Source organism: Kosakonia sp. YIM B13588, from assembly GCF_042788165.1.
Taxonomy (GTDB): Bacteria; Pseudomonadota; Gammaproteobacteria; order Enterobacterales; family Enterobacteriaceae; genus Kosakonia; species Kosakonia sacchari.
The window spans coordinates 147,523-163,826 of record NZ_JBHZPO010000004.1 but is presented as its reverse complement, the minus strand read 5'-3'; the positions used below and the strand labels follow the sequence as shown (position 1 = coordinate 163,826).

At 54.7% G+C, this 16,304-nt stretch carries 13 protein-coding genes; 7 read left to right on the top strand and 6 right to left on the bottom strand.

Annotation, left to right across the window (positions count from 1 at the left end; genetic code table 11):
• Positions 1 to 34: 34 nt before the first annotated feature.
• Positions 35 to 805, bottom strand: coding sequence for a siderophore-interacting protein (locus tag ACFX4U_RS09870; RefSeq protein ID WP_313510395.1), 771 nt, complete (start codon positions 803 to 805; stop codon positions 35 to 37).
• A 240-nt stretch (positions 806 to 1,045) separates the two neighbouring features.
• On the opposite strand from ACFX4U_RS09870, the gene ACFX4U_RS09865 reads away from it, so the two are divergent.
• Complete coding sequence (locus ACFX4U_RS09865) at positions 1,046 to 1,573, top strand: PadR family transcriptional regulator (protein WP_313510393.1); 528 nt, start codon at positions 1,046 to 1,048, stop codon at positions 1,571 to 1,573.
• Here the strand turns inward: ACFX4U_RS09865 and ACFX4U_RS09860 are convergent.
• Together ACFX4U_RS09860 and ACFX4U_RS09855 are read right to left on the bottom strand one after the other, a co-directional pair.
• The gene (locus ACFX4U_RS09860; RefSeq protein WP_313510392.1) at positions 1,570 to 3,132 is read right to left on the bottom strand and encodes a methyl-accepting chemotaxis protein; all 1,563 of its coding nucleotides are present in this window, start codon (positions 3,130 to 3,132) and stop codon (positions 1,570 to 1,572) included. The two genes, ACFX4U_RS09865 and ACFX4U_RS09860, sit on opposite strands and share 4 nt — an antisense overlap.
• Positions 3,133 to 3,576: 444 nt before the next feature.
• Positions 3,577 to 5,097: a methyl-accepting chemotaxis protein gene (locus ACFX4U_RS09855; protein ID WP_313510390.1), complete on the bottom strand. Its 1,521-nt coding sequence runs from the start codon at positions 5,095 to 5,097 to the stop codon at positions 3,577 to 3,579.
• Positions 5,098 to 5,528: 431 nt separating this feature from the next.
• On the opposite strand from ACFX4U_RS09855, the gene ygjG reads away from it, so the two are divergent.
• Positions 5,529 to 6,908 (top strand): putrescine aminotransferase, encoded by a 1,380-nt coding sequence (gene ygjG, locus ACFX4U_RS09850; protein WP_200552306.1) that lies wholly within the window; start codon positions 5,529 to 5,531, stop codon positions 6,906 to 6,908.
• A gap of 182 nt (positions 6,909 to 7,090) precedes the next feature.
• Here ygjG and lsrG read toward each other — a convergent pair whose 3' ends face one another.
• Entirely contained in the window at positions 7,091 to 7,384 is a 294-nt protein-coding gene (gene lsrG / locus ACFX4U_RS09845; RefSeq protein WP_305734933.1) for a (4S)-4-hydroxy-5-phosphonooxypentane-2,3-dione isomerase, read from the bottom strand.
• Positions 7,381 to 8,268 carry a 3-hydroxy-5-phosphonooxypentane-2,4-dione thiolase gene (gene lsrF, locus ACFX4U_RS09840; protein ID WP_313510387.1) on the bottom strand — a complete coding sequence of 296 codons (888 nt, stop codon included), beginning with the start codon at positions 8,266 to 8,268 and terminating at the stop codon, positions 7,381 to 7,383. Before lsrF ends, lsrG begins: the two co-directional genes overlap by 4 nt.
• A gap of 138 nt (positions 8,269 to 8,406) precedes the next feature.
• Between lsrF and lsrK the strand changes: the two genes are divergently transcribed.
• Both lsrK and ACFX4U_RS09830 read left to right on the top strand, forming a co-directional pair.
• Entirely contained in the window at positions 8,407 to 9,981 is a 1,575-nt protein-coding gene (gene lsrK, locus ACFX4U_RS09835) for an autoinducer-2 kinase (protein ID WP_200552307.1), read from the top strand.
• 141 nt (positions 9,982 to 10,122) lie between these two features.
• Complete coding sequence (locus ACFX4U_RS09830) at positions 10,123 to 12,144, top strand: NADPH-dependent 2,4-dienoyl-CoA reductase (protein ID WP_313510384.1); 2,022 nt, start codon at positions 10,123 to 10,125, stop codon at positions 12,142 to 12,144.
• 98 nt (positions 12,145 to 12,242) lie between these two features.
• Here ACFX4U_RS09830 and rlmG read toward each other — a convergent pair whose 3' ends face one another.
• On the bottom strand, positions 12,243 to 13,373 hold the full coding sequence (gene rlmG, locus ACFX4U_RS09825) for a 23S rRNA (guanine(1835)-N(2))-methyltransferase RlmG (RefSeq protein WP_349350404.1): 1,131 nt from the start codon (positions 13,371 to 13,373) through the stop codon (positions 12,243 to 12,245).
• A 70-nt stretch (positions 13,374 to 13,443) separates the two neighbouring features.
• Between rlmG and ACFX4U_RS09820 the strand changes: the two genes are divergently transcribed.
• The 3 genes from ACFX4U_RS09820 to ACFX4U_RS09810 all read left to right on the top strand — a co-directional run bounded on the left by ACFX4U_RS09820 (position 13,444) and on the right by ACFX4U_RS09810 (position 16,262).
• Positions 13,444 to 13,944: a M48 family metallopeptidase gene (locus ACFX4U_RS09820; protein ID WP_313510549.1), complete on the top strand. Its 501-nt coding sequence runs from the start codon at positions 13,444 to 13,446 to the stop codon at positions 13,942 to 13,944.
• Between the two features lie 105 nt (positions 13,945 to 14,049).
• Positions 14,050 to 15,048, top strand: a complete 999-nt coding sequence (locus ACFX4U_RS09815) for a Gfo/Idh/MocA family oxidoreductase (protein ID WP_313510547.1) — start codon at positions 14,050 to 14,052, stop codon at positions 15,046 to 15,048.
• 248 nt (positions 15,049 to 15,296) lie between these two features.
• Positions 15,297 to 16,262 carry a TerC family protein gene (locus ACFX4U_RS09810; protein WP_305734927.1) on the top strand — a complete coding sequence of 322 codons (966 nt, stop codon included), beginning with the start codon at positions 15,297 to 15,299 and terminating at the stop codon, positions 16,260 to 16,262.
• Positions 16,263 to 16,304: the final 42 nt, after the last annotated feature.

Below are 16,304 nucleotides of genomic sequence, written 5' to 3'. Positions count from 1 at the left end.
GCAACGAGCCCGGTAATCGCACCGGGCTTTGCGTTTATTTCTTGTGCCAGTAGGCTTGCGCGCGTACCAGTTGTTGATCGATGTCAGCCGTTTCAAAGCGGTTCATCAACGATTTCACTACCTCTCCTTCCCCGGTCAGCCAGATAAAATAGTCGTTTTCCGGCACGCTTATCGCCGCCAGTTTGTTGGCAACGGCCTGCGAGTTATGCCCCTGCACCCACTGAATATCAAAGCCGTTTACATCCGCGAAATAATCTTGATAAGCAGCATCTGCAATGTTTACCACCGCTGTGACCTGCGGGCGTACCGTCAGCAGGCTGAGCGCTTCCAGGCGGCGGCGCAGCGCTGGCATACCGGATTCGTCACAAACGTACAGCTGCCAGGCGTAATCTTCCGGCACCACCAGCGAACCGCGCGGCCCGCCGATAGTCAATTTATCGCCCACCTGCGCCTGCATCGCCCAGTTGCTCGCCACGCCGCCGTCGTGAATGTAGAAATCCAGCGCCAGCTCGTGGCGGCTGGCATCGTACAGCGGCGTATAGTCGCGGGAAGCCGGGCGCGGGCCATCACCCCAGACGATACCTTCATCAGTCACCATCGGCGGCACAAAGTGCGTGCCCGGCTGCGGGAAGAACACTTTGCTGTGATCGTCAAAGCCACGGGAGATGAAGCCATCCAGTTGCTCGCCGCCGAGCACAATGCGCTGGAAGCCCGAACCTGCGCGTTCGACGCGCAAAACAGTTAACTCGCGAAAGCGCAGCTCATTGCGCACGCGCTGGGGATAGCGTTGAGGGTTGGTTGTCATAATCGGCCTTCGAGAACGTGAATACGATATATCTAAATGTTGTGCAAATGATAATGATTGTTGATTAGGCAGAAGGCAAGATCTTTTTAAGATATAGCAGTGTGAAAACGCACCGGTTGCTAAATGTGCAATAAAAGCCATTTAAAATCAGCTTATTAAAACAAAAAACAGTATCACCATTGTTAAAATTAATTATTTTAGATATAAATTAGATATATCAAATTACATGAGAAAGCAGATATGCGGCATCATCATCACGGCAATGCCGACAGCGAGCACCAACACGGGCACGGCGGCGGTCGACGTCAACGTTTTTTCGGTCACGGCGAATTACGTCTGGTGATCCTGCATCTGCTCAGCCAAAACGCCAGCCACGGTTATGAACTGATCAAAGCCATTGAAGCATTGACGCAGGGCAACTACACACCCAGCCCTGGTGTGATTTACCCGACGCTGGATTTCCTGCAAGCGCAGCAGTTAATTACGGTTGGCGATGAAGAAAACGGGCGCAGAATGATCGCCATCACGCAGCAGGGCACGCAGTGGCTGGAGGCAAATGCGCCATCGCTGGCACAGATTGAAGATCGGATTAAAGCACGCAATGTTGGCTATCAACTGCGTAAAAACCCGCAGATGAAGCGGGCGCTGGAGAACTTTAAAGCCGTGCTGGATTTACGGGTGAATCAGGGGGAAGCCAGCGCCACGCAGCTCAAACAGATAATCGGCATTATCGACCGCGCAGCGCTGGAGATTTCACAACTCGATTAAATTGCCTGGGGTACATCGCGCAGGCGGAACACCTGCACCAGCTCGCGCAGATGCAGCGCCTGGTCGTTCAGCGCCGCTGCTGCCGCCACAGATTCTTCCACCAGGCTGGAGTTCTGCTGGGTGGTGGAGTCAATCAGGCCAATCGCGCTGTTAATCTGTGAAATACCATCGGTCTGCTCGCGGCTCGCCTGGCCAATTTCACGCAGGATAACATCCATCTCTTCAACGTTAGTGACCATGCCGTTAATCAGCGCACTGGCTTTTTCCACCAGCGCCATACCTTCACGGGTCTGGCTGGTAGAGCTTTCAATCAGATGGCGAATATCGTTGGCAGAGGAAGCGCTCTTTTGCGCCAGTTGTCGCACTTCACCGGCCACGACGGCAAAACCACGGCCGTGTTCACCGGCGCGCGCCGCTTCGACCGCCGCGTTCAGCGCCAGAATGTTAGTCTGGAAGGCAATGGCGTCAATCAGGTTGATGATGTCCGACATGCGGTTAGATGTGTCGTTAATCACGCGCATCTTCTCGGTAACCTGCTTCATCATCTCGCCGTTGTTCTTCACGACTGTCGCTGCATCGGCAGAAAGGTGTGTGGCTTCGGAGGTGTGATCGGCGGTGTTTTTCACCGTTGCGGTGATCTGCTCCATAGACGCCGCCGTCTGCTCGACGGAGCTGGCCTGCTCTTCGGTACGCGCCGCCAGATCCTGGTTACCGGCCACAATCTGCGCCGCCGCGCTGGAAATACTCTCAGAGCCGTTTTGCACCTGATGGACAATCTCGACAAGACGGTTTTTCATCTCCATCAGCGCACGCAGCAGCACGCCGGTTTCATCGCGGTGACGGGAATCGATGGTACGCGTTAAATCGCCGTCGGCAATCGCTTCGGCAAAGGCAACCGCTTCACTCAGCGGGCGAGTGATCATCCGCACGATATACCAGCCAATCAGGCTGCCCATGCCGATGCTAACAATCGCCAGCAGAATCAGCATCAGGCGGTTAGAACTGAAATCGTTCTGCACCTGATCGCCCGCCGCGCGCATTTGCCCATCCTGAATGGCGATCAGCGCCAATACGCGCTCTTTGTAAGCATTCTGGATGTTAATGGTTTTGGTCATCATCTCCTGAATCGCACCCGCGCGGTCGTTATTTTTAACGGCATCGAGGATGCGGAAACGAGAGTCGAGATACTGCTGGCGCACGGTGCGGATGTCTGCGAGGATTTTCTGTGATTTATCATCACGCAGGTTTTTAGATAAATCTTCCAGCAGAGCCGTAATGTGGGAGCTTATCTCAGCAAGCTGCTTTTGTGACTCACCGGTCCATTTGCCGTCGCTATCCAACAGCATCAGTTGCTGTGTGCTGACAAAGGTCTGGAAATTATCAATAAGCTGATTCGCTTTTACCGTGGTTGGGTAATCTTCATGCACGATCTCTTGCATTCCGTTATTCGCGCGGTTCAGGCTGAAAAGTGACAGACAGGAACTCACTACCATTAACGCAATAAAAAAGCCGAACGCCAGAAATAATTTCGTGCCGATTTTTACATCGTGTAAAAACATATATTCTCCATGGGTTTGATTATTTTATTGACGAAAGTTCCGCGCCCTCACCCTAATGGCGCGCTTAAGTCCCTGGCGCAAATTAAAAGAATGCAGCCACTAGCCGTTATCGGTAACGTTAGCGCTAACTTTATGAGTTTGATCGTTTTTTTAATTACTTAATGAACTTTCTGATAGCCATCAACGATTAATCGTTATTTATCGATCGTTATATGTGCGAAAAAATAGATTTGCGCAAACAATATTAATATCGCTACACTGAATTTAACGCGGCATTAAATAAGCATCAGGGTAAAATATTTATACTTCACAATGCGAACTGTGCTTAATATAAAATTAACAAAATATACATATTGCACTTACATGAAATGGCATAAATCAAGAGGTTACAAATAAAAAAACCACCAGCGCGGGGCCAGTGGTTTTTAAGAGAAAGGTAAGCTACTAGTGCAATACAGCAACCGCATCCTGCAGGCGGTCTGCGCGATGTTTAACCATTGCCGAAACCGCAGCGCTCTCCTCGACCAGACCGGCGTTTTTCTGCGTGATGGCATCCAGTTCCGCCACCGCACGCGTCAGTTCGGAAAGCCCCGTCGCCTGCTCAGATGTCGACTGGCTAATCTGTCCGATCAGCGCAGTCACGTTTTGCACCTGATTGACAATGTCTTCCATCGTGCGGCCTGCGGCATGCACCTGGTCGTAACCAGACTGTACTTTACTGGCACTGGCGTCGGTCAGCTTACGAATATCGTTCGCCGCGCTGGCGCTACGGCTCGCCAGGTGGCGAACTTCACCCGCCACCACCGCAAATCCTTTGCCCTGCTCACCGGCTCTGGCCGCTTCTACCGCGGCGTTCAGCGCCAGGATATTGGTCTGAAAAGCGATGTCATTAATCAGCTTGGTGATAGAGCCAATGCGCCCGGTGCTGTCGGCAATCTCATCCATGGTTTTCACCACCGTCTCCATCGCCTTACCGCCGTGTGTGGCAGCGCTACTGGCGGAGCTGGAGAGCTCGTCTGCCGCCGATGCCGTTTGCGAGTTGTTTTGTACCGATGCCGCCATCTGGCTCATCGTGGCAACCGTCTGCTGCACATTCACTACCGTCTGGCGCGTGCGTTCATTAAGATCTTCATTACCTTTCGCCAGCGTTTCACTGCCGCTACGCACACTGTGAACCTGGGTTGAAACGTCATTGATCAACCAACGGCACATCAGCCCCAGTTGCCCGATCGCCCGCAATGTCAGCCCCAGCTCATCGCTGCGGTTCAATGGTTGCACGCTATTGCGCTCCCCGGTGGCCACACTCAGCGCCTGACGCGCCACGTTTTCCGCCGGGCGAACAATTTGCCACTCAAATGCCAGGCAGCCCAGCAGTATCGCCAGAGTGCTCACTGTCAGCGCCAGGCCGCCTGCGCCGGTAAACCACAACCCGAGAAATTGCACAGCCCACAACAACGTCATGACGCTACGCGCACGCCAGCGGAGCGGCATGCCTGCCAGTTTTCCCCACCAGTGCCTGCTAATGACCAGGCCTTTATAGACGCGTTTGTTGCAGCGCCCTTCGTTTAACGCTTTGTACAGCGGTTCAACGGCGGCGATCTCTTCATCTTTCGCCTCGGTGCGAATCGACATGTAGCCGGTAACTTTGCCATTGCGCACCATAGGAACAGCATTGGCTCGCACCCAGTAATGGTCGCCATTTTTACGCCGGTTTTTGACGATGCCGCTCCACGGCTCGCCCTGTTTCAGGGTGAACCACATATCGGCAAAGGCCGCTTTGGGCATATCCGGGTGGCGAACGAGATTGTGGGGCTGGCCAAGCAGCTCATTCTGGGTATAACCACTGGCATGGATAAACGCGTCGTTGGCGTGGGTGATGTAACTTTGCTGGTCAGTGGTCGACATCAGCGTGGTGTCATCTTCCAGCATAAAGCGCTGTTGGCTGACATAAGGAGGAGAAGACATGGTTGCGTCCTATGCAGGTTATATTGCTGTTAAAAATTACTGCGAATGTTATTTCGGCGATAATGGGTTTATCTTTAGTTGTTAAATTTGATTTAGATCGCAATTTGCAATAAAACCCTGTTTTTCGTGGGTTCGTTAACTCTATGATTTTAATAATTTCGCTATGTTATCACTGAGCTTTCGTAACACAAACGCCCTATAACCGCGCATTCATTGCACCAAATGGGCGCAATGCGCTCAGCACCTCTCCTGAAGCGAACAATTTTTAATCACAAAAGATACAAATTATTAACGTAACGGCATGATTAAATTTTGCACACTTTCATTTTTCCCTGGCATTTATCCCGATTTATGCTCCTCGCACCGAAGTGGCGTAATCCCTGCAATACTTAAAACGGTATCATGTGATACGCGAGCCCCCGGAGCCCATTTTGAACAGGTTACCTTCCAGCGCATCGGCATTAGCGTGCAGCGCTCACGCACTGAATCTCATTGAAAAGCGAACGCTCGACCATGAGGAGATGAAAGCATTAAACCGAGAGGTGGTGGATTACTTTAAAGAGCATGTCAATCCGGGGTTTCTAGAGTATCGAAAATCTGTTACCGCCGGCGGGGATTACGGAGCCGTAGAGTGGCAAGCTGGCAGTTTGAACACGCTTGTCGACACCCAGGGGCAGGAGTTTTTAGATTGCCTGGGTGGATTTGGAATTTTCAATGTGGGGCACCGTAATCCAGTTGTGGTTTCCGCCGTACAGAATCAACTCGCGAAACAACCTCTGCATAGCCAGGAACTGCTCGATCCATTACGCGCAATGCTGGCCAAAACGCTGGCGGCATTGACGCCCGGCAAACTGAAATACAGCTTCTTTAGCAACAGCGGAACAGAATCCGTCGAGGCAGCGCTAAAACTGGCGAAAGCCTACCAGTCACCGCGCGGTAAATTCACCTTTGTCGCCACCAGCGGTGCGTTCCACGGTAAATCGCTGGGCGCATTGTCGGCAACGGCAAAATCGACCTTCCGCAAACCCTTTATGCCCCTGCTGCCGGGCTTCCGTCATGTGCCATTTGGCGACATCGACGCAATGCGTACGCTGCTTAGCGAATGCCAGAAAACCGGCGATGATGTCGCCGCCGTGATCCTGGAGCCGATCCAGGGTGAAGGTGGCGTGATCTTACCGCCGGCTGGTTATCTGCCAGCGGTACGCAAGCTGTGCGATGAGTTTGGCGCACTGCTAATTTTTGACGAAGTGCAAACCGGCATGGGTCGTACGGGCAAAATGTTCGCCTGCGAACACGAAAACGTGCAGCCAGATATCTTGTGCCTGGCGAAAGCGCTGGGCGGCGGCGTGATGCCGATTGGCGCGACTGTCGCCACCGAAGAGGTGTTCTCGGTGCTGTTTGATAACCCATTTCTGCATACCACCACCTTTGGCGGTAACCCGCTGGCCTGTGCGGCAGCGCTGGCGACCATCAATGTGCTGCTGGAAGAGAACCTGCCCGCTCAGGCGGAGCAGAAAGGCGACATGTTGCTGGACGGTTTCCGCGCGCTGGTGCGTCAATATCCGGATCTGGTGCAGGATGCGCGCGGCCGTGGGATGCTGATGGCGATTGAGTTTGTCGATAACGAAACGGGCTACAACTTTGCCAGTGAGATGTTCCGCCAGCGTGTGCTGGTTGCCGGAACGCTCAATAATGCGAAAACCATTCGTATCGAACCGCCGCTGACGCTGACAATTGAGCAGTGTGAGGAAGTACTGAAAGCGGCAGCCAACGCGCTGGCAGCACTGCGGGTTACCGAAGAGCTGGCGTAAATATCTGCATAAAACCCTCTCCTGGTGGGAGAGGGTTTTTTATTGCTCATGGAAAATTAGTGGTCATCAGCCGTTCAGGTTTTCTGCCCTATTACCTTGAGATTTCAATCTCACGCAGAAACGGCTTTTACAGCTGCGGTACGCGTTTTCAGGCGCAATCAATGCACCATGAAAGCGGATGTTTACTGCGGCAGTAAACCAATGAAGCTGCGTTTTTTGCGCGGCTCCGACATCAGTTCTTCCAGCTTCTCCACGCACGCCAGGTAATGCGGTGTCTCTTTGTGCGCCTGGACGGCGGCGTCATCCTGATACGCTTCATAAATAAAAAAGCGGGTTTTCACTTTCGGATCCTGTAATACATCAAAACGCAGATTCCCCGGCTCGCGGATAGCGCCTTCGTGATTGGTGCGAAAGACCTGTAAAAACTCATCTACCCTGTCCGGTTTGATATTGATTTCCACCAGTGTCACATTCATGGTTGCTCTCCTTGTTTTTCCTCCAGCCAGAACTGGTACGCCTCACGGGCGTGCATGTGCTCGTGTACCACTTTTTTTACCGCCTTGAGCATGGCGAGCGGCGCGCTGGACTGGAAAATGTTGCGCCCCATATCCACACCTGACGCGCCCTGATCAATGGCGCGGAAACACATCTCCAGCGCCTCCTGCTCGGGTAACTTTTTCCCGCCAGCAATCACGATCGGCACCGGGCAACTTGCGGTGACCTTTTCGAACCCCTCTTCAACAAAGTAGGTTTTCACAAATTGCGCACCCATTTCGGCGGCGATACGGCTGGCCAGCGAAAAGTAACGCGCGTCGCGCGTCATCTCTTTACCCACGCCGGTCACTGCCATCGTCGGCACACCGTAGCGGTTACCCGCATCCACTAGCTTAATGATGTTGTTAATCGACTGGTGCTCATATTCACTGCCGATGTAGATTTGCGCCGCCACCGCGCAGACGTTGAGCCGCAGCGCATCTTCCATCGCCACTGCCACGCATTCGTTAGAGAGTTCGGCAAGGATTGAATTGCCGCCAGAGGCGCGCAGCACCACCGGTTTATTGGTGGCGGGCGGCACCACACTGCGCAAAATGCCGCGCGTACACATCAGCACATCGGTTTGCGCGAACAGCGGCGCAATAGATAAATCAATACGCTCAAGCCCGGTCGTCGGCCCCTGGAAATAGCCGTGATCGAAGGCCAGCATCACCGTGCGGTTACTCTGTGGGTTAAAGATCCTTGCCAGCCGCGATTGCATACCCCAGTCCAGCGCGCCGCAGCCCTTCAGGGTGAAAGGCACATTTTGCTGCGCGATGCCCAGCCCAAAGTCTTTGCCATCTTTGATGTCATCTACATCCGCCATCCTGCCTCCCGCAAAAAGCTGTGATAGAACAAGTGATTTTGTGACTGAATAATGTTCAAAAGCGTAGGCGCTGAACTATATTTACGACCGTACGAGGATCACAGTTTTATCTATGATGCTTGCGAGGGGGCAAAACCCATGAGTTACCTTTTAGCGTTAGATGCAGGAACTGGCAGCATTCGGGCAGTGATCTTCGACTTAAGCGGGCGGCAAATTGCCGTCGGCCAGGCCGAGTGGAAACACCTGAGCGTGGAAAACGTCCCCGGCTCTATGGAGTTCGACCTCAACACCAACTGGCAACTTGCCTGCCAGTGCATCCGCCAGGCGCTGAAAAACGCCGGTCTGAGCGGCGCGGATATTCAGTCAGTCGCCTGCTGCTCCATGCGCGAAGGTATTGTGCTGTATAACAACAATGGCGACGCCATCTGGGCGTGCGCCAACGTTGATTCCCGCGCCAGCCATGAAGTTGCCGAATTAAAAGAGATCCATGACTGGCAGTTTGAAGCCGAAGTCTACAGCGTTTCCGGGCAGACGCTGGCGCTCAGTGCCATGCCGCGTCTGCTGTGGCTGGCGCACCATCGCCCCGACATTTACCGCGATACCGCCACCATCACCATGATCAGCGACTGGCTGGCCTCGCGCCTCTCCGGCTGGTTAGCGGTGGATCCTTCCAATGCCGGCACCACCGGTATGCTCGATCTCTTTACCCGCGACTGGCGACCCGACCTGCTGGATATGGCCGGGTTACGCCCGGATCTGTTATCACCGGTGAAAGAGACCGGCAGCCTGTTGGGCGAAGTGACTCACCAGGCAGCGCAAGAGTGTGGGCTGCGGGAAGGCACGCCGGTGGTGATGGGCGGCGGGGATGTGCAGCTCGGTAGCCTTGGGCTTGGTGTGGTTCGCGCCGGGCAAACCGCCGTGCTCGGCGGCACGTTCTGGCAACAAGTGGTGAATCTGCCGCAAGTACGCACCGATCCGGAAATGAATATCCGCGTCAATCCGCATGTCATTCCAGGCATGGTACAAGCGGAGTCGATTAGCTTTTTCACCGGCCTGACCATGCGCTGGTTCCGCGACGCGTTTTGCGCCGAAGAAAAATTGATTGCCGAGCGGATGGGCATTGATGCCTACACCTTACTGGAAGAGATGGCGGGTCGGGTTCCAGCCGGTTCATGGGGCGTGATGCCGATTTTCTCCGATGCCATGCACTTCAAGCAGTGGTATCACGCCGCACCGTCGTTTATTAACCTCTCCATCGACCCGGAAAAATGCAACAAAGCCACGCTGTTCCGCGCGCTGGAAGAGAATGCGGCCATCGTTTCCGCCTGCAATCTGGCGCAGATTTCACGCTTTTCCGGCGTACAGTTCGACAGCCTGGTCTTCGCCGGTGGTGGCGCGAAAGGCGCTCTGTGGAGCCAGATTTTAAGCGATGTGACAGGCCTGCCGGTACGCGTGCCGGAAGTGAAAGAGGCCACCGCGCTGGGCTGCGCTATCGCCGCAGGTGTGGGTGCCGGGTTGTATGACGATATGGCGACCACCGGCGAACGGCTGGTGCGCTGGAGCCGGGAATTTACGCCAAACCCGGAACATCGCGAGCTGTACGACACCATGATGCTGAAGTGGCAGAAAATCTACGCCGAGCAGCTCGGCCTCGTCGACAGCGGTTTAACCACATCCCTGTGGCAGGCACCCGGCCTGACAACCGGAGCCTGAAGCACTTTTCCCTCTCCCATGCGGGAGAGGGATATTTGAATTCCATCACAATCATTCGCTCCGCCTTTTCCCTTTTCTGCCGCGACGGCTAAAGTAGAACTCATCCGACCACATAACAATAATTTTACATTGGAAGAGAGCATGAGCCACTACCCGTCGCTGTTCGCCCCACTCGATCTGGGCTTTACCACGCTAAAAAACCGTGTGCTGATGGGTTCAATGCACACCGGGCTGGAGGAGCGCCCGGACGGCGCAGAGCGGCTGGCAGCATTTTATGCCGAACGCGCCCGTCACGGTGTCGGGCTGATTGTCACCGGCGGCGTTGCGCCTGCGCTTTCCGGCGTCACTATGGAAGGCGGTGCGGTGCTGCACGATGCCAGCCAGCTTCCCCATCACCAGCAAATCACCGAAGCGGTGCACCAGGAAGGCGGCAAGATCGCCCTGCAAATTCTGCACACCGGGCGCTACAGCTATCAACCGCAGCTGGTCGCGCCATCGGCGTTACAGGCGCCGATCAACCGCTTTACGCCGCATGCATTGAGCCATGATGAAATTCTCACGCTGATTGATGATTTCGCCCGCTGCGCTGCGCTGGCGCGGCAGGCCGGTTATGACGGCGTTGAAGTGATGGGTTCTGAGGGCTATCTGATTAACGAATTTCTCGCCGCACGCACCAATCACCGTGAAGATGAATGGGGCGGCGATTATGCCCGGCGCATGCGCTTTGCACTGGAAGTGGTGCGTGCCGTGCGCAAGCGCGTCGGCAGCGACTTTATTATTATCTATCGCCTGTCGATGCTGGATCTGGTCGAAGACGGCGGCACGCTGGAGGAAACCATCGCGCTGGCGCAGGCGGTAGAAGCCGCAGGCGCGACGCTGATTAATACCGGTATTGGCTGGCACGAAGCGCGTATCCCGACCATAGCCACGCCGGTGCCGCGCGGCGCATTCAGTTGGGTGACGCGCAAGCTGAAAGGCAAAGTGAAGGTGCCGCTTATCACTACCAACCGCATTAACGATCCGCAGGTCGCCGACGAGATCCTCGCGCGTGGTGATGCCGATATGGTATCGATGGCGCGCCCGTTTCTGGCCGATGCCGAGTTTGTGTCGAAAGCACAAAGTGGCCGCGCGGATGAGATCAATACCTGCATCGGTTGTAACCAGGCCTGCCTGGATCAGATCTTCGCCGGTAAGGTCACCTCCTGCCTTGTTAACCCTCGCGCCTGCCATGAAACGCTGATGCCGGTGCTTCCGGCTGTGCAAAAGAAAAACCTGGCGGTGGTCGGCGCAGGTCCCGCCGGGCTGGCATTTGCCATTAATGCCGCCGCACGCGGCCACAGCGTAACGCTGTTTGATGCCCAGGCGGAGATCGGCGGGCAGTTTAATGTCGCCAAACAGATCCCCGGTAAAGAGGAGTTCTACGAAACGCTGCGTTATTACCGGCGGATGATCGATCTGACCGGTGTAACGTTATGCCTGAATCAACGTGTCGATCCGGCCCGGCTGCTGGAGTTTGACGAGGTGATCCTGGCCAGCGGCATTGAACCGCGAATGCCGCCGATCGACGGGATCGACCATCCAAAAGTGCTGAACTATCTCGATGTACTGCGCGATAAAGCGCCGGTGGGCGAAAGTGTGGCTATTATTGGCTGCGGCGGGATCGGCTTTGATACCGCGATGTATTTAAGCCAGCCGGGCGAGCCAACCAGCCAGAATATCGCCGAGTTTTGTGTGGAATGGGGAATTGATACCAGCCTGAATGAAGTGGGCGGTCTGCGCCCGGAAGGACCGCAGTTACCGAAAAGCCCGCGCCGCATTGTGATGTTGCAGCGTAAAGCCAGCAAACCTGGTGAAGGCCTGGGGAAAACCACCGGCTGGATCCACCGCGCCACGTTATTGTCGCGCGGGGTAAAAATGATCCCGTCGGTAAGTTATCAAAAGATCGACGATGCCGGTTTGCACCTGTTGATCGGCGGCGAACCTCAACTCTTAGCTGTCGATCATGTGGTGATCTGCGCAGGCCAGGAGCCGAAACGCGAGCTGGCGGAACCGCTGCGTGAGGCGGGTAAAACGGTACATTTAATCGGTGGCTGCGATGTGGCGCTGGAACTGGATGCCAGACGGGCGATTGCGCAAGGGACAAAACTGGCGCTGACGATTTAAAATAACTGGTTTGAAGCTGAAAGCTTTCTGGAACCCCCAGCCTGGCAGGGGGTTTTCTATGGATAACAAAGTGGCCCGCCGAGCGGGCCACATTTCCGTTAACGTTTTTTACGCACTTTCACTGCTTTCAGCACCACGAACTTGTTGTTAGTGGCAAGGGTTTCGCAGTTGCCAAATACGCGTTTCAGCTTGCGGAAATAGTCGAGGTGGCGGTTGCCAACAATGCGCAGCTCACCGCCATATTTCAGGCAAAAACGCGCATCGTTAAACATCTGCCAGGCAATATGATCGGTAATCGCGCTCTGCTGGTGGAACGGCGGGTTACACATTATCGCGTCAAACCTGTCCGGCTCCACGCCGGACAGCGAGTTGTTGATCATATACTCGCTGCGTTCAACGGCTTGTGGCAGGTTCGCTTCCACGTTCAGCCGCGCGGAAGCCACCGCCATCGCCGACTCATCGGCGAACAGCACACGGCTATTCGGGTTTTGCGCCAGCAGTTTTAAACCAATTACGCCATTGCCGCAGCCCAGATCAACCATCTCTCCTTCGACGTTTTCCGGCAGATGTTGCAGGAAAAATCGCGCGCCAATATCCAGCCCGCTGCGGGAAAAGACATTGGCATGGTTATGGATAGTCCAGTTCGTGCCGTCCAGCTTCCAGCTGGCGAGCATCGAACTCTCCTCAAGCGCAGGTGCGCTAAACGTGCAGTTGATGAGCCGCGCTTTTTTCCATGCCAGCGACGTAGTGGTCGGCCCGAGGATTTTTTCAAACAGCGCTAACGTCGAGTTGTGGACATCGCGCGCTTTCGCCCCGGCGATAATCCGCGTTTGCGGCGTCACCACGTTGCGCAGCGCGCGCAGTTGCTGCTCCAGCAGCGCCAGTTGTTTTGGCACTTTGATAAGCACTAACGCCGGGTTTGCGGGCAGCGGGCTCAGGCTGTCTTGCAGCGTGACGGCGGTTTCGTCCAGATCGTTAATGCGCAAGTTATGCTGTGTCGCCAGCTCTGCTATATAGGAGTCGTTGACGGAAACCGGGCGATGCGACACCAGCGCACATGCCAGCGCGCCGAAGCTGTCGTTAAAAATAAGAACCGGGCCATCGACCTCATTCACCTGTTGCAGCAGATACTCGTCCGCCGCGTCCCACGCCTGTAGCGACGCCTCTTCCACGCCGACAGGGAATCTGTCTAAAGTGAATGATTGTCCGTTTAACTCAACCTGGCTCATCGCCCCTCCGCAATGCTAAAATTCGCGCGTTTTATCGCTTAATTATCCGGAGATGTAAACACATTTCGCCATGAACAAGCTGACCTATCTTCAGGGCTACCCTGAATCCCTGCTCACGCAGGTTACCACCCTGATTGAACAGAACCGGCTGGGCGAGGTGCTGAAAAAGCGCTACCCGGAAAGCCACGACATCACCACCGACAAAGCGCTTTATCACTATACGCAAGAGCTGAAAAACCAGTATCTGCGTAACGCCGCGCCAGTGAATAAGGTGATGTATGACAGCAAAATCCATGTGTTAAACAACGCACTCGGTTTGCATACGGCGGTCTCGCGTGTGCAGGGCGGCAAGTTAAAAGCCAAAGCAGAAATCCGCGTCGCCACGGTGTTTCGCGATGCGCCAGAAGCCTTCTTGCGGATGATCGTGGTTCACGAACTTGCACATCTGAAAGAGAAAGATCACAACAAAGCGTTCTATCAGCTGTGCTGCTATATGGAGCCGCAGTACCATCAGCTCGAGTTTGATACGCGGTTGTGGCTGACGCATCTGACGCTGGATCGTAACGGGTGAAGTTTTCGCCATCACCTTTTGTGCTTGTGCGGGGCAGTGCACTGGTTTTGTCATCTCGTCGTGCTAGAGTGATCAAAGACCCCCTTACGGAGAATTAGCGCCTGTATGATACGTTTCGCTGTCATAGGTACGAACTGGATCACCCGCCAGTTTGTCGATGCCGCCCATGAAACGGGCAAATATAAACTCACCGCCGTTTTTTCCCGCAGCCTTGAACAGGCGCAAACGTTCGCCAACGACTACCCGGTCGAGCATCTGTTTACCTCGCTTGAAGATATGGCGCAAAGCGATGCGATAGACGCGGTTTATATTGCCAGCCCGAACTCCCTGCACTTCCCGCAGACGCAGCTTTTCCTGCGTCACAAAAAGCATGTGATCTGCGAAAAACCGCTGGCCTCCAACCTGCGTGAAGTGGAAGCGGCTATCGCCTGCGCCCGGGAAAATCAGGTGGTGCTGTTTGAAGCGTTCAAAACCGCCAGCCTGCCGAATTTTATCTTGCTGAAACAAACGCTTGCCAAAGCGGGCAAACTTCGTAAAGCCTTTATCAACTACTGCCAGTACTCGTCGCGCTACCAGCGCTACCTGGACGGAGAAAACCCGAATACCTTTAATCCGGCGTTTTCTAACGGTTCGATTATGGACATTGGTTTCTACTGCCTGGCATCCGCCGTGGCACTGTGGGGCGAGCCGCATAGCGTTCAGGCCACCGCCAGCCTGCTGGAAAGCGGCGTGGATGCGCACGGCGTGGTGATCATGGATTACGGTGATTTCAGCGTTACGCTGCAACACTCAAAAGTGAGCGATTCCGTACTGCCGAGCGAAATTCAGGGCGAGGCCGGATCGCTGGTGATCGAGAAAATCTCCGAATGCCAGAAAATCTCGTTTGTGCCGCGCGGCGGCAAAGCGCAGGAACTGACACAGCCGCAGCACATCAATACCATGCTGTATGAAGCGGAAACTTTTGCCCGCCTGGTGGAAGAGAACGAAGTCAACCACCCGGGGCTGGATGTCAGCCGGGTTACGGCCAAACTGCAAACGGAAATTCGCCGCCAGATTGGCGTCGTTTTCCCGGCGGATGACATCGGCGAACAGCTTCCGGCGTAAAAGTTCGTAAAGCATACCTGGCTTCACATTGACGGAATCAATGTGCTGACATATTTTGTTACCTGCAAAGGGGAGTAACTTCATTGCCGGTGGATCGTCATTACGATGCGTATATGCATCCGGTCGCCGGGCGTCTTCACAGACGTAAGTGAGACCTTGCCGGAAGGCGAGGATCCATTGCACCTAAAGCAAACGGCTAACCTCTTCCGACGTTAGCCGTTTTTTGTTTTCAGGTAAGGATTCACGCAATGAATACTGTCGGCACACCGATGTTATGGGGCGGCTTCGCGATTGTGGTCGTGATTATGCTGGCCATCGACCTTCTGCTTCAGGGGCGTCGCGGCGTCCATACGATGACCATGAAGCAGGCGGCCGCCTGGTCTGTGGTTTGGGTCAGTCTCTCCCTGCTGTTCAACGCCGCCTTTTGGTGGTATCTCACGCAAACCGAAGGACGCGCCGTTGCCGACACTCAGGCGCTGGCGTTCCTCACCGGTTATCTGATTGAAAAAGCGCTGGCGGTTGATAACGTCTTCGTCTGGCTGATGCTGTTTAGCTACTTCTCCGTGCCTGCTGCGTTGCAGCGCCGGGTGCTGGTTTACGGCGTGCTCGGCGCGATTGTGCTGCGCACGATTATGATTTTCGCTGGCAGCTGGCTTATTACCCAATTCTCGTGGCTGCTATATGTTTTTGGCGCGTTCCTGCTGTTTACCGGCGTGAAAATGGCGCTGGCGAAAGAGGACGAAACGGGGATCGGTGACAAACCGCTGGTGCGCTGGTTGCGCAGCCATTTACGCATGACCGATACCATCGAAAATGAGCATTTTTTCGTGCGCAAAAATGGCCTGCTGTTTGCCACACCGTTGCTGCTGGTGCTGATTCTGGTTGAGCTGAGCGATGTGATTTTCGCAGTCGACAGCATCCCGGCAATTTTCGCCGTGACCACCGATCCGTTTATCGTGCTGACTTCAAACCTGTTTGCGATTCTGGGCCTGCGTGCGATGTATTTCCTGCTGGCGGGCGTGGCGGAACGCTTCTCGATGTTGAAATATGGCTTGTCGGTCATTCTGGTGTTTATCGGCATTAAAATGCTGATTGTCGACTTCTTCCATATTCCGATCGCCATCTCGCTTGGCGTGGTGGGCGGGATCCTCGTGCTGACCATGCTGCTCAACGCGTGGGTTAACCACCAGCACGACAAGAAAAATAGGGCGTAAGCCGTAAATGACCGCTCTGCCAGTGCGCGGAGCGGTCATTTC

Excerpts from the sequence above, each read along its gene's own strand:
- ACFX4U_RS09855 (WP_313510390.1), bottom strand. The coding sequence starts at position 5,097 with ATGTCTTCTCCTCCTTATGTCAGCCAACAGCGCTTTATGCTGGAAGAT.
- rlmG (WP_349350404.1), bottom strand. The coding sequence starts at position 13,373 with ATGAGCCAGGTTGAGTTAAACGGACAATCATTCACTTTAGACAGATTC.
- ACFX4U_RS09830 (WP_313510384.1), top strand. The coding sequence starts at position 10,123 with ATGAGCCACTACCCGTCGCTGTTCGCCCCACTCGATCTGGGCTTTACC.
- ACFX4U_RS09870 (WP_313510395.1), bottom strand. The coding sequence starts at position 805 with ATGACAACCAACCCTCAACGCTATCCCCAGCGCGTGCGCAATGAGCTG.
- ACFX4U_RS09810 (WP_305734927.1), top strand. The coding sequence starts at position 15,297 with ATGAATACTGTCGGCACACCGATGTTATGGGGCGGCTTCGCGATTGTG.
- ACFX4U_RS09865 (WP_313510393.1), top strand. The coding sequence starts at position 1,046 with ATGCGGCATCATCATCACGGCAATGCCGACAGCGAGCACCAACACGGG.
- lsrK (WP_200552307.1), top strand. The coding sequence starts at position 8,407 with ATGAGTTACCTTTTAGCGTTAGATGCAGGAACTGGCAGCATTCGGGCA.
- ACFX4U_RS09860 (WP_313510392.1), bottom strand. The coding sequence starts at position 3,132 with ATGTTTTTACACGATGTAAAAATCGGCACGAAATTATTTCTGGCGTTC.
- lsrG (WP_305734933.1), bottom strand. The coding sequence starts at position 7,384 with ATGAATGTGACACTGGTGGAAATCAATATCAAACCGGACAGGGTAGAT.
- ACFX4U_RS09815 (WP_313510547.1), top strand. The coding sequence starts at position 14,050 with ATGATACGTTTCGCTGTCATAGGTACGAACTGGATCACCCGCCAGTTT.
- lsrF (WP_313510387.1), bottom strand. The coding sequence starts at position 8,268 with ATGGCGGATGTAGATGACATCAAAGATGGCAAAGACTTTGGGCTGGGC.
- ACFX4U_RS09820 (WP_313510549.1), top strand. The coding sequence starts at position 13,444 with ATGAACAAGCTGACCTATCTTCAGGGCTACCCTGAATCCCTGCTCACG.